Raw genomic sequence first — 12,588 nt, 5'->3', positions numbered from 1 at the left:
AGAATATTATAATAACAAGAAAGAACAAGGCAAAAATGGCATGTTAGTTTTAAACAATATAAGATGCAAAATTATAAGTAGGGTTTTCTCTGTGGTTAGCAGACAAACTCCGTTTGTAGATATCTATAAATTTGCATCTTAATTGTTTAATTAAAGTTGTTTTTTATCATAGAATGCGCTATCTGGGTTTTTCTCAATTTTATTCTCTTTGTGGTACTACTTAGATGCTTGTCACTCCTGACAAAATATTAATCTTTGTATAGAATCTTTATATTCTCGGAGAACTACATAAAAATTGTAATCTTCCAACCGGACAAAACAATACCTTTCATATAAAAAATCACTTTTCTTTATAATCAGCCTCTCATCTTTATTGCACAAGGTCAGGCTTAGATATTCACTTTCCCTGAATTTAGAAAGTCCGGTCCGCAAAATAATAACATAATCAGGCTTGTTTTTTAAAACAGCTATACCATGCTTTGACAATCTCTTTAAGTCAATGTGTTTTTTTTCTATAAAATAGGCATGTCCTTCCTTACCATCATACAATACATAGCCGGTCTTCTTTTCTGGATTTCCAATTTTCAATTCTTGGTAAGATTCTCTTTTTACTCCTCCACAGTTCAAAAACAATAAGAACATGGATATTAAAATCAAGCATCGTTTCAATTTCAACATTTTTTAATTTTCTAAAATTGACATTAACATCCCCGATAGCGCGGTCAACAATATACGACACTCACAACTCACAACTCACAACTCATAACTCATAACTCATAACTCATAACTCATAACTCATAACTCAAAAAAAAAAAGATGAGCATACACCCATCTTTTATCTCCATCACTAACAATTAACCACTAATCGTCAAGCCCCTTCCCCATTAATATCCTGTCCAGGTTCTTTTCAATCCTTGACTCCCGCGTTTTCGATTGCTTCGCCGAAGAAAAGAACAGCAGGTATCCCTTTTTCCTTCCCTCTGACAATCCGTCAAAAGCCGTTTTCAGGTTCGGGTCGCTGTCCAACTTGACACGGAATTCATCCGGCATTTCAAAATCTTCGGTTTTTTTATACTGCACCTGAACACCTGAACGTTCCACCTCAACCGCCTCATAGATATACGTTTTCAGAAGTTTTTCATTCGAAACGATCTCCTCTAAATTCGTGAACCGCAATTGTCTTGCTGCCTGTACATTCTTCGTTTGCTGGATCAGCAGTTGTTGTTCGTCACTGAGCAAAACGCCCTTGTGGAACAGCAACGCACAATAATCCTTAAACCCATGGATCAGAACCACATTGTTCCCCTGAACGGTATAACACGGTACGCCCCATTTCAGCTCTTCGGTCAGTCCGCACGAATTCACGATAGTCCGCAAGGCCTTGTATTCTTTCTGCCAATTCGAGTCTTCTTCAAAAAACCAGTCTGCTTTCGGATTCATCATTATTCGTTTACGGTTATCAGTTTTCTCCCTTCCGGTCTGAAATACCAGGACACAATCGTCAATACGATCAACAATCCCGGGCCGAAATACTCACCCGCACTGTCATTTACGGCCAGATGCGAAAATGCGGCTCCCGTCATCAGGAAGAAAAATCCGCCGTAAGCCCATTCTTTTACTAAAGGTAATTTTGGTGACAAAATAGCCACTACACCCAGTAATTTCCATATTCCGATAATCGTCAGAAAATACAAAGGATACCCCAGTCCTTTCATTTTTTCAGCTTCTTCAGGCAATTGGATCAATTGTACAATTCCCGTTGCTGTCATTCCCAATGATAACCAAAGTGTGGCTACCCAATAGATAATTTTGTTTCTCTTTGTCATGATACTGTTTTTTAGTTTGATTGTTTGTTATTTTAATTTATTTGCAATTTCCTGCAGTCTGTTATGCGCAAAATTGATTCCCTGCGCAAATGGCAGTTTCAGCATATTATTACGGTCCTCAACCGATTTATACACCACCTGCATCGTTAATTTACTCGTCACATCGGTTACTTTCTCAAAATTCAGGAATTCAAGCTGCACCGGAAAATCGGTATGCTCCATCTCGAAAGTACGGGTAATCTTTTGATTGGGTACAAACTCATGGATGGTACCGTTAAAATGATGCTCATTTCCTTTGGGATCGGTTGTCACAAACTGATAGCTGCCATGCTTTTTCGAATCGAGTTTCACCACTTTGGTCCCCATCCATTGGGCTACGATTTCAGGTTCAACATACGCGGTAAACAATAATTCCAAAGGCAAATCGAACTCTCTGGTGATTATAATTTCCTGGCGGCCGTCTTCGGCATTGAGTTTTGTTTTCTGTTCCACTTTTTTTAGTTTTTAGGTGTATAGTTTTTCATGATTTGTTCCAAAGTATTGAACCGTTGCTCCCACAACTGGCGGAAAGGCTCTATAAAATCGGCTATCTCCTTCATCTTTTCCGTGTTCAGACTGTAGTAAATCTCGCGGCCAATTTGTTCTTTGCCGAGTAATTCACATTCGGTCAGTATCTGTAAATGTTTGGAAATTGTCGGGCGGGCGGTATCAAAGTTAGCCGCTATCGCCCCCGCTGTGACCGCTTGCGCAGAAACTAAAAGTAAAATCGCCCTTCTCGTTGGATCTGCAATTGCCTGAAAAACATCTCTTCTTAAATTCATCATGTAGTTATTTGACTACACAAATATATATGTAGTTATTTAACTACGCAAATAAATTGAAGATTTTTTTTACAAAAAATAAACCCCAACTATTGAATTGGGGTTTACACAAACATTTTAAAACAAAGTAATTAGCAGTAATTCCGGGTGTTCAGCAATGGCAATTGAAACAGGTCCGGAAGGTACTTTATGCAGTCAATAAAGCGGAAAAGTGTCGTTGAAACTGATCTTTTCTTAATTGCCGCCCTAATTTAATATGTAATTTTTGCTTTCTTCCGAAGGATCATTTAAGTCAAGAATTGCCTTATAAAGGGTTTCATTATCTGTATCATCAATCGGAATAAAACCGATAACGGTTAAACGGGGGGTAATTTGACCGTTGCCAACAGCATTCACAATCATGGTTTTGGCATTTTCAAGCATGCTCGAACCTAATTGCAGGCTGCTCTCATCTACTTTTGAGATACTCGGGAATGTAATTTGGACTTTATCCGTGGGGATTCCGAATTTTGAAAGGGATATATTTCCCTCAAACTTACTTTTTGACGCCGATAAAGAAGCAATACTGGAATACTTGGCTGTCGCCTGTTTTTCCTTGGAATTGACATTCACGTCTAAACTGTATCCATATCCCAGAATAATGGAACCGATAATGGCTTTATCACTTTTTCTTCTCACGTTGACCAACTTGTAAAAAAGGGCAAATTTCTTCAGGCAAACAGTACTGCTTTCAATCTTACCGTCTGAACCAAATCCGGAAATACCGACATTATAGGAAGCGTTGAACGTTTCTCTTGTCAGTATCTCCCCTTCAAATGAATTCGAACAGAATTTTTTAACCTCATCGGAGGTCAGCTCTCCGGCTATCATTTTCTTACCGTCAAATTTGATTTCAACGTTTGAATAATCCAAGGCCAATTTTAAAAAATGTAACGATTTTTTCCCCTTCAGAACATCATCTGTAGTTGGCTTTTTACCTTTACCTTTTGAAATGCCGTTTCCGCTGATCTGGTTATCCGGACTATCTAAAGAAGCAGATGTCTGGCAAAATACCAACTGACCGAAAATCATCGTTAAAACAAGAATACATTTTTTCCCCATTTTTATTAATTTTTTAGTTTCTGCCTACTCTATTCGGTTTTCAGCACCCCCGTATCATGTTTTACAGGAAAATCAATACCATCGGAAGAATCCCTTTCATTCATTTTTAATGATGAATCAACCAGCAAATATCTCCCAACTCCCAATAGTCTCACCGCTAAGCATGTCCGCTTTTTGGGATCACCATCAGATAACCGCACATTTCCATGCCAATAATCAAACTACATACTTCTCTAATATACTGCGAATCTGAAATAGCAGACAATACGTATTTATACTGGTTTTTAATAAATTAAATTTTATATTTTTAAAAGCAAGTTCCTATTATCCAAAACAAAAAAAATTACATTCATCCGAAAACTGCAAACTAATATTCACAAAAACCGGCACTCCATGCAAAAAACCGGATAACCGTACAAACAAAGCCACCAGATCCCATTACTTCGGTTGGTAACCAAAAAACATCGTTTAAGTCTTTTCTCCTTATGTTATAACCCCAAATCACCTCACGGTTGACCCGTACTTGACCCGTACTTGACCCGTACTTGACCCGTACTTGACCCGTACTTGACCCGTACTTGACCCGTACTTGACCCGTATTTGACCCGTACTTGACCCGTACTTGACCCGTACTTGACCCGTACTTGACCCGTACTTGACCCATACTTGACCCATACTTGACCCATACTTGACCCATACTTGACCCATACTTGACCCATACTTGACCCATACTTGACCCATACTTGACCCGTACTTGACCCGTAATTGACCCGTAATTGACCCGTACTTGACCCGTACTTGACCCGTATTCGACCCGTATTCGACCCGTATTCGACCCGTATTTGACCCGTATTTGACCCGTACTTGACCCGTACTTGACCCATACTAAAGCCATACTAAAGCCATACTAAAGCCATACTAAAGCCATACTAAAGTGCAGTATAAGTACAATACAAGCGGAATAAAACTATAAGATTAGTAGATTCTCCTTAAAAGCAACAATCACTAATCATCAAGAACTAAAAACTAATTACTAAGGACTAAGGACTAAAAACTAAGCACTAATTACTAGTTACTAATCACTAAAAAAACTAACTTTACAACACTAACATCCATAATCATGAAAAACATCTTCTATACCTTAATTCTTTTCTGCGGAATAACCTCCCATGCACAAACAGACAATCTAAATCCCTATGATGAAAAACTTGCAAAGGAATTAGGAGCCGATGAATACGGAATGAAACACTATGTATTCTGCATTTTAAAAACCGGAAGCAATACAACCGCAACTGCAGAGGAAAAGAAGAAATACTTCGAAGGCCACATGGCCAATATCAACAAACTGGCAGAAGAAGGTAAACTGGCAGTAGCCGGACCGTTCATGAAAAACGACCGCAATTACCGTGGTATTTTCATCTTCAATTGTGCCACTGTCGAAGAAGCACAGAAACTCGTAGAAACAGACCCTGCCGTAAAAGCTAAAATATTCGAAGTGGAATTAACACCATGGTACAGCAGCGCTGCCTTAATGCAGGTATCCAAAAACCATGATAAAGTAGCCAAGACTAAGTTCTGATGATGGATATCGAAACCCTACAGCAAATCTGCAAAGCACTGCCCCACGTTACCGAAGACATCAAATGGGGTAATGATCTGTGCTTTTGTATCGGAACTAAGATGTTCTGCGTAGTGGGCCTCAACCAGTCGCCCACCTCTGCCTCTTTCAAAGTAACCGAAGAAGAGTTTGAAACCATGAGTACCCAACCGGGCATAAAACCCGCCCCGTATGTGGCCAAATACAAATGGGTACTGGTGGAAAACATCAATACACTCTCGCTAAAAGAATGGAAACACTTCACCGGACAATCGTACAATCTGGTTAAAGACAAACTGCCTCCTAAGATTAAAAAAGAATTAAACCTACTCTAACCGGCCTGCTGCCAACAGCTTAACTTTAACATTTTTAAAAGAATATTTCTTTCATTGCAATGTATTTTTGCAGTGACCAAACCTTAATGGAACACCCCGCATGAAGAAAATAAACCACATCAAAAAGAATTACACACGTATCAAGTACCAAAAACTGGCAGTGGTTTCTGTTTTAATCGGTTTTCTTTCTGCATTTCTGGCTGTTTCCTTAAAACACATCACTGAACATTACGAAGACATTCTGTTTCATAAAGCTTCTGCCAATAACTTTCTGCTCATACTCTTCCCGGCTGTTGGATTATCCGTTATTTACTTTTTACGCCAATACCTGTTCAAGAAGAAGGAAAACAAAGGTATTAAGGAAATATTCGACACTACGTCAGAACGAAAGAACAGTCTCCCGGTGTATAAAATACCTTCACATTTCATCAACGGATTACTTACTGTTGCTTTTGGAGGTTCTACCGGTATTGAGGTTTCAACAGTAGTGGCATCGGCTACGGTTGGCTCAGTTGCGCAGGAAAAGGAAAACCTCTTCAACCGCCATAAAACTGAATTGATCTGCGCAGGAGTAGCTGCCGGGGTAACAGCTCTTTTCTGCAGTCCGTTTGCCGGTTTCCTGTTCGCCTGGGAAGTCATCTCAAAGAAATTGTCAAAAACATTGTTGATTACAACATCAATTGCAGTGGCAACAGCACTGGTTTTTATTTATGTATTGGATGAAAAGCCATTATTCTCTGCCAATATAACATTCTGGAACTGGAAAGCCATTCCTTATTTTATACTCTTGGGTATCATCGCAGGCATGAATTCGGTTTACCTGACTAAATCTGTTATCTTCTTCAAAAAGAAGTTCACCGAAATCAGCAAACACTCCACAAGAATAGTATTGGGTTCCGGTATCCTGGGTATCGCCTTATTGGTATTGCCACAGCTTTACGGGGAAGGTTACCATGCCATTAAAGAAAATCTGGCACAATCAAATCAGTTGACGCTTTCATTGTCTTTATTCCTGACATTCTCGGGTATTATCATCCTGAAACCCATAGTCACTTCTGCAACCCTGGCTGCCGGTGGTGACGGAGGTGTATTCGCTCCCAGCATTTTCACAGGTGGGTTCATCGGTCTCTTATTGGCCATTCTCCTGAATACTTTTTTTGATGCACAGGTCATACCTCTCAATTTCATGATTCTGGGAATGGGTGCCATGCTCAGCGCAAGCATCAATGCTCCGCTTACAGCCATATTCCTCACCTGCGGACTCATAAACAACTACGTTTTACTGTTTCCGGCGGCAATTGTCTGTCTTGTTGCAAAATACACCGCGCAGTATATCTATCCACATACCGTTTATTCCTATAAACCGCAAAAAGTCAGTTAGCATGCCTACACCCAAAATCAAACGCAATTACCGCAAGGCTAAATACGTTCTGTACAAAGAAACATTGGTGGACTTCCGGGAGCATTTCTGGGCTTTCATCGGTGCTTTTACGGGCATGGGAATCATTGCCTATTTGCAGTACAATGCCTTCCCAAAAGAAGATTATGTGTTCCTGATTGGTTCTTTCGGTGCTTCCTGTGTGCTCATTTATGGTGTAATCCAGAGTCCTCTCGCACAACCCCGCAACCTCATTGGCGGTCATGTCATTTCTGCTATTGTGGGAGTCACTGCTGCTAAGCTTTTCCCTGACATTATCTGGCTGGCTTCCGCTGTAGCGGTAGCATCAGCCATCGTTCTCATGCAGATTACCAAAACATTGCACCCTCCCGGTGGTGCAACCGCACTGATTGCGGTTACGGGTTCGCCTGCTATTGTAAAACTGGGCTATTGGTATGTCTTGTCACCGGTACTGAGTGGTGCCTTGATCCTTTTAGCTTTTGCCCTGATTTTTAACAACATGACTACCAACAGGCACTATCCTACTAACAAAAAATTTACTAAGTTTAAGAACAAAATTTTCGACCGTATCAAATCGGAAGGGACCAACTAAAACAAACGAAGTAAAATGACTATATCCAAAACCTTTTTAACCGGAATTACCGGTGCGTTGCTCTTTGTACTGACAACCGTCATTGCCGGAATTCAGTATCCGGGGTATGACTATAGTTCACAGTTTATCAGCGAACTCTATGCTGTCGGTGCTCCTGACGCTGACTTCATACGCCACTTTTTATACATTCCAAGCGGGTTCTTACTGTTTCTGTTCTCTGTTTTCTCGCTGAAGGAAACCGATAAATCGGCTTTAAGCACCTTAGGCTTTTTGGGAGTTGGTGTCGGTTATGGCTTAGGTACGGTTATTTGCGGCTTCTTTAATTGTGATGCCGGCTGTAACCCTGATTTTGTTAATCCTTCCGTGAGCCAACTCATACACAACCTGACAGGGTTCTTCACCTATCTGATGGTTCCGCCTTCAATTGCTTTAGTAGCCATCGCCTCCCGGAAATGGAAGAATGCTGCTTCGTTTTCCAACTCGGGTTTCATCCTGGCAGCGCTGAGTTTCTGCTTTTTCATACTGCTCAATGCCGACTTACAGTCTCCCTACAAAGGAGTAATCCAACGTATTATTGAAGGAAGCATCCTGCTTTGGATTATCCTCTGTTCTTTACATGTCCTGAAAAACAAACGAAATGCTCCAACTCAATAAAGTCCATCACATCGCCATCATTTGTTCCGATTACCAAAAGTCAAAACACTTCTACACGGAAATACTCGGTCTGGAAATCATACAGGAAGTCTTCAGGGAAGAAAGACAATCCCATAAACTGGATTTAGCCCTCAATGGTATCTATACCATCGAATTGTTTTCTTTTCCTGAGCCGCCCAAAAGAATATCTAGACCCGAAGCTGCAGGATTACGTCACTTGGCTTTTGAGGTAAATGACATTGCCAAAACCAGACAATACCTGACAGATTATAAGTTGGTTTGTGAAGAAATCAGAGAGGATGAATACACCCAAAAACGCTTTTTCTTCACCACAGATCCAGATGATTTACCTATCGAATTCTACGAGAGTTGATTAAAATCTTATCAACAATTCAGGATTCCTAAACTCTAAATCGAAATTATATTTTACCTTTGACCTTTCAATAATACTGACAATTATGATTTACAAATTCAGAGTCATTCTTGACGCGGAAGAAGATATTTTCAGGGATATAGCCATTGAAGAAAAGGATACACTGGAAGATTTACACAATGCTGTGGTAAACGCTTTCGGCTTTGACGGAATGGAAATGGCTGCATTTTATACCTGTGATGACAAATGGAATCAGGATGAAGAAATCCCTTTATTCGATACCGGGGACACACCTGGCGAAGGCTTAACCATGGGAGATTATCTTTTATCATCCACATTTGATGAAGATAACACCAAAATGATTTATGTATACGACTTCCTGAACATGTGGACATTCTTCGTGGAATTAGCCGCAATTGAAGAACCGGATAATGGTGTTAGCTATCCTGACCTGTTGTTCTCCCACGGAATGATGCCTTCTTTTGCCCCGGACAAAGAATTCGAAGCAGATAAAGAAGGTGGTTTCCATGATGAATTTGAAGACGACTACGATGAAGAAGACTTCGACATGTTTGAAGGCGACGACTCTTTTGAAGACTACGGCTTCGAAGAGAACTGGAATTAATATTTTTAAAATAGATTATAGAACATAGTTAAAAGATATTTCTGTTTTCTATGTTCTTTTTTATTTAAACAAACAAAACACAGACAAAATGATCAATCTTTTTAATACTCATATTGATAATTTATCAATCCACCGTGTAGGAAACAAAAGCCGTAACGAAGCAATCTTTTTATCTGAACAGCCGTATGGCCTAAATGATGAAATCATGCCGCTTTTAAAAGAGTTTTTCTTCAAGCCTTTCAGAAGCAGCGAAGAAAACTACTATCAATTTGCCCATGACGTGGATTTGGATTACAACGAAATGTACACTCTGGCTTCTGAAATATTTGCCAATCCGGGTAACGTTCACGAAGTATCTAAAAAAATCACAAAACATTTATTTGAACAGTCTAATCATCCGCACATTAAAAACGGTGAGGTATATGTGGCTTATTTAACCAATGTTTCCATCGATAACAAACCGGTTGATGCTATTGGTGTTTTCAAAAGTGAGATCAAATCTGACTTCCTTCAGTTTGAAGAGAAAGACTCACAACTGGATATGATCTTACAGCAGGGAATCAACCTACAGAAACTGGACAAAGGTTGTTTGATCTTCAACTATAAAAAAGAAGAAGGATACAAAATCCTTACGGTTGACAGCAACCGTTATGATGCACGTTACTGGTTAGAGCATTTCCTTAGCGTAGACGCTTTCCAGGACGAGAACTTCATGACAAAGAAGTATCTTAAATTCTGTCAGGACTTCGCTAAAGAAGTAGTATTACCTGCCGAAGATAAAAAAGAAGAAGTAATGTTCATGAACCGTGCGGTAAACCACTTCGCAAAGAATGACAATTTCGAAGAAACCACCTTTTTAAACGAAGTAATCGATAACCCGGATTTAATTTCTGAGTTCAAGAATTATAAAGTGGATAAAGGTGAAAAATACAGCATTGAAGACTTGACCACCTTCCCTATTGCCAATGCAGCAGTAAGCGATGCACGCCGTAAGATGAAAAACGTTATCGAACTGGATACTAACATCCAGATCAAATTAGACTTTATCAATCCTGAAAGCGCAGAGAAGTTTGTGGAAAAAGGCTGGGATGAAGAAAAACAGATGTATTACTATCTGGTTTACTTCAACAAAGAGCAAAAATCATAATATTAAAAACCCCAACAACTGTTGGGGTTTTCTATTTATAACAATAGTAGCTTAAATACTTTTCTTTGGTGTTCCAAGTAAATACAACACCGTTCCAGGCCCTGATTTCATTCTCCCGATTTCCCAGTTAAAGGTTTCACCGTTTTCCAAACCGGATATCAGTTCATTCATTTCAGTTACCGAATAGGTCCGTAAAGATGATACAATACCATCCCAACAGACAACCAAAGGCACTACCGGAATTAAATAAGTAAACACAAGCCGTCCAATCGAAAACGGACGGATAAAAGGCGTTGCCAACAATACTGAGATTGGAGACAAAAACATTGCAACAAGACTCGCAACTGTTCTTTCCTGTGCTTCAAATACTGCAATACCGCTCCGGATATCAACAGCATTCTGTAATATCTTCTTTGCATCATCCGGTTTAAAATGATGCAGTGACAGAAATTGTGTCCGTAATCCTTTTAAATGCTCCGGAACGTTTCGTGCATCAACAGAATCAGCAATAAAATCAAAATTGGCAGCCTGCTTCTTCGTATACTCAAAAGCAGCTATATTCGGGTAATAATCAGTTAACAGGATTTTCAGTTCAGGATTTCCGGCGCTGAGTTCTTTATTCAGCCAGATCAATCCGCCTCCGCCGCCCGAAGCCAGATCAATAATCTGATTGGTTTCACAGGCAATCAATCCTTTTTCAATAATAGGAACGGCCGGTGCATACAATTTAGTCTTATTAGATAAAAACTGCAGGAAGTCGGTCATATAGTTTCTCAAAAACTCAGGAAACCACTTTTGATCTTCAAATTCAAATAAATGTATTCTTCTCATTTTAGTCGGCCGGTGCATACAATTTAGTCTTATTAGATAAAAACTGCAGGAAGTCGGTCATATAGTTTCTCAAAAACTCAGGAAACCACTTTTGATCTTCAAATTCAAATAAATGTATTCTTCTCATTTTAGTATAATACTTTGAGCATAAATTTAATTCGTTTTCCGGTAATTCAAAACAGCCCAGGTATTAAAAAACACAGCAAATCCGATAATCGCCATGAAATGTCCAACTACATTGTGAAATCCGCTTCCTTTCAGAATGAACATCCTCATCACATCAATTAAATAAGCAACCGGATTGAATCTTGCAATCCAGATGGCCCATTCGGGCATACTTTCGATAGGTGTAAACAATCCGCCCAACAACATAAAAATCAGCTGGAAGAAAAACATGATGAGCATAGCCTGTTGCTGTGTTTCACAATAAGTCGAAATCAACAGTCCGAAACCCAACATAGCCAACAAATAAATCGCTACAAAAGAATACATCACGAGAATATTCCCTTCCGGTACAATTCCGTAAATATAACGGGCCAATACCAATCCGATGGTAAAAACAATATTGGCCAAAATCCAGAACGGAATCAGTTTCCCTAAAATGAAGTGGTACTTGCGGATTGGCGTCACATTAATTTGTTCAATAGTACCAATCTCCTTTTCCCTGACAATATTCAAAGTCGTTAAAAAAGCCCCCACCAAAGTCACCAGCAAAGCCAGAATTCCGGGAACAAAGTACATTTGGTAATTCATATGCGGATTGAACCAATTGGCCGAAGTAATTTCTATTTCAGTTATTTTTCCAAACTGAGCCGGATCAATCAGTTTCATTCTGATTTCCTTATTGAAATCGGCAATCGTCTGTCCGAGATAACTTCCGCCCAGTCCGGCTTTGGAACCATTGATCGCATTGACAGCAACAAATAATTGTTGGTAATTTCCGTTAACCAGATTCTTTTCAAAATCTTTCGGAATTTCAAGGACCAAATCAGCCTGATCATTTTCGACATCTTTCAATGCGTCGGCAAAAGAAGGACTGTAATTTTGAAGCTTAAAATACCCCGAACCGGTTACTTTATTGATCAGCTCCCTTGAGTAAGCCGATTTATCATTATCCACTACCGTCAGATTGATGTTTTTCACTTCATAATTCGCAGCAAGCGGCAATATCAGGAACTGAATGGTGGGCAATATAAAAATAATGGCCAATATTGCTTTATCCCTGAATATCTGACGGAATTCCTTCCGTAATAAAAATAGCAGTGTATTATTCATAATTCATATTCT

Annotated in this window: 17 protein-coding genes; 8 read left to right on the top strand and 9 right to left on the bottom strand. The window is 39.5% G+C overall.

Features of this window, described 5'->3' with window-relative positions:
• Window positions 1-231: 231 nt before the first annotated feature.
• The 6 genes from NAT51_RS10275 to NAT51_RS10250 all read right to left on the bottom strand — a co-directional run bounded on the left by NAT51_RS10275 (window position 232) and on the right by NAT51_RS10250 (window position 3,748).
• Window positions 232-678 (bottom strand): hypothetical protein, encoded by a 447-nt coding sequence (locus NAT51_RS10275; protein WP_250598743.1) that lies wholly within the window; start codon window positions 676-678, stop codon window positions 232-234.
• A 183-nt stretch (window positions 679-861) separates the two neighbouring features.
• The gene (locus tag NAT51_RS10270) at window positions 862-1,440 is read right to left on the bottom strand and encodes a YdeI/OmpD-associated family protein (RefSeq protein ID WP_250598741.1); all 579 of its coding nucleotides are present in this window, start codon (window positions 1,438-1,440) and stop codon (window positions 862-864) included.
• A gap of 2 nt (window positions 1,441-1,442) precedes the next feature.
• Window positions 1,443-1,826, bottom strand: coding sequence for a DoxX family protein (locus tag NAT51_RS10265; RefSeq protein WP_250598739.1), 384 nt, complete (start codon window positions 1,824-1,826; stop codon window positions 1,443-1,445).
• Window positions 1,827-1,853: 27 nt separating this feature from the next.
• Window positions 1,854-2,318, bottom strand: a complete 465-nt coding sequence (locus NAT51_RS10260) for an SRPBCC domain-containing protein (protein WP_250598737.1) — start codon at window positions 2,316-2,318, stop codon at window positions 1,854-1,856.
• Window positions 2,319-2,323: 5 nt separating this feature from the next.
• Window positions 2,324-2,647 carry an ArsR/SmtB family transcription factor gene (locus NAT51_RS10255; RefSeq protein ID WP_250598759.1) on the bottom strand — a complete coding sequence of 108 codons (324 nt, stop codon included), beginning with the start codon at window positions 2,645-2,647 and terminating at the stop codon, window positions 2,324-2,326.
• Between the two features lie 246 nt (window positions 2,648-2,893).
• Window positions 2,894-3,748, bottom strand: a complete 855-nt coding sequence (locus NAT51_RS10250; RefSeq protein ID WP_250598735.1) for a hypothetical protein — start codon at window positions 3,746-3,748, stop codon at window positions 2,894-2,896.
• Window positions 3,749-4,868: 1,120 nt separating this feature from the next.
• Here NAT51_RS10250 and NAT51_RS10245 point away from each other — a divergent pair.
• The 8 genes from NAT51_RS10245 to NAT51_RS10210 all read left to right on the top strand — a co-directional run bounded on the left by NAT51_RS10245 (window position 4,869) and on the right by NAT51_RS10210 (window position 10,470).
• Entirely contained in the window at window positions 4,869-5,327 is a 459-nt protein-coding gene (locus tag NAT51_RS10245; protein WP_250598733.1) for a YciI family protein, read from the top strand.
• Window positions 5,327-5,680 (top strand): MmcQ/YjbR family DNA-binding protein, encoded by a 354-nt coding sequence (locus NAT51_RS10240; protein WP_250598731.1) that lies wholly within the window; start codon window positions 5,327-5,329, stop codon window positions 5,678-5,680. Before NAT51_RS10245 ends, NAT51_RS10240 begins: the two co-directional genes overlap by 1 nt.
• A gap of 100 nt (window positions 5,681-5,780) precedes the next feature.
• Window positions 5,781-7,061, top strand: a complete 1,281-nt coding sequence (locus tag NAT51_RS10235; protein WP_250598729.1) for a chloride channel protein — start codon at window positions 5,781-5,783, stop codon at window positions 7,059-7,061.
• 1 nt (window position 7,062) lies between these two features.
• Window positions 7,063-7,671, top strand: coding sequence for an HPP family protein (locus NAT51_RS10230; RefSeq protein WP_250598727.1), 609 nt, complete (start codon window positions 7,063-7,065; stop codon window positions 7,669-7,671).
• Window positions 7,672-7,686: 15 nt separating this feature from the next.
• The gene (locus tag NAT51_RS10225; protein WP_250598725.1) at window positions 7,687-8,325 is read left to right on the top strand and encodes a DUF998 domain-containing protein; all 639 of its coding nucleotides are present in this window, start codon (window positions 7,687-7,689) and stop codon (window positions 8,323-8,325) included.
• The gene (gene gloA2, locus NAT51_RS10220) at window positions 8,309-8,698 is read left to right on the top strand and encodes an SMU1112c/YaeR family gloxylase I-like metalloprotein (RefSeq protein ID WP_250598723.1); all 390 of its coding nucleotides are present in this window, start codon (window positions 8,309-8,311) and stop codon (window positions 8,696-8,698) included. The genes NAT51_RS10225 and gloA2 overlap by 17 nt, the downstream gene beginning before the upstream one ends.
• A gap of 85 nt (window positions 8,699-8,783) precedes the next feature.
• The gene (locus NAT51_RS10215; RefSeq protein WP_250598721.1) at window positions 8,784-9,323 is read left to right on the top strand and encodes a plasmid pRiA4b ORF-3 family protein; all 540 of its coding nucleotides are present in this window, start codon (window positions 8,784-8,786) and stop codon (window positions 9,321-9,323) included.
• Between the two features lie 88 nt (window positions 9,324-9,411).
• Window positions 9,412-10,470 (top strand): nucleoid-associated protein, encoded by a 1,059-nt coding sequence (locus NAT51_RS10210; protein WP_250598719.1) that lies wholly within the window; start codon window positions 9,412-9,414, stop codon window positions 10,468-10,470.
• 51 nt (window positions 10,471-10,521) lie between these two features.
• On the opposite strand, the gene NAT51_RS10205 is transcribed toward NAT51_RS10210, so the two are convergent.
• Genes NAT51_RS10205 through NAT51_RS10200 form a run of 3 tightly spaced genes read right to left on the bottom strand, consistent with a single transcriptional unit; the run spans window position 10,522 to window position 12,576 of the window.
• Window positions 10,522-11,301 carry a hypothetical protein gene (locus tag NAT51_RS10205; RefSeq protein WP_250598717.1) on the bottom strand — a complete coding sequence of 260 codons (780 nt, stop codon included), beginning with the start codon at window positions 11,299-11,301 and terminating at the stop codon, window positions 10,522-10,524.
• A 1-nt stretch (window position 11,302) separates the two neighbouring features.
• On the bottom strand, window positions 11,303-11,428 hold the full coding sequence (locus NAT51_RS19685; RefSeq protein ID WP_262921805.1) for a hypothetical protein: 126 nt from the start codon (window positions 11,426-11,428) through the stop codon (window positions 11,303-11,305).
• 26 nt (window positions 11,429-11,454) lie between these two features.
• Window positions 11,455-12,576 carry an ABC transporter permease gene (locus tag NAT51_RS10200; protein ID WP_250598715.1) on the bottom strand — a complete coding sequence of 374 codons (1,122 nt, stop codon included), beginning with the start codon at window positions 12,574-12,576 and terminating at the stop codon, window positions 11,455-11,457.
• Window positions 12,577-12,588: the final 12 nt, after the last annotated feature.

This window comes from Flavobacterium amniphilum (assembly GCF_023634845.1).
Classification (GTDB): Bacteria; Bacteroidota; Bacteroidia; order Flavobacteriales; family Flavobacteriaceae; genus Flavobacterium; species Flavobacterium amniphilum.
This window is presented reverse-complemented; position numbering and strand designations above follow the sequence as displayed.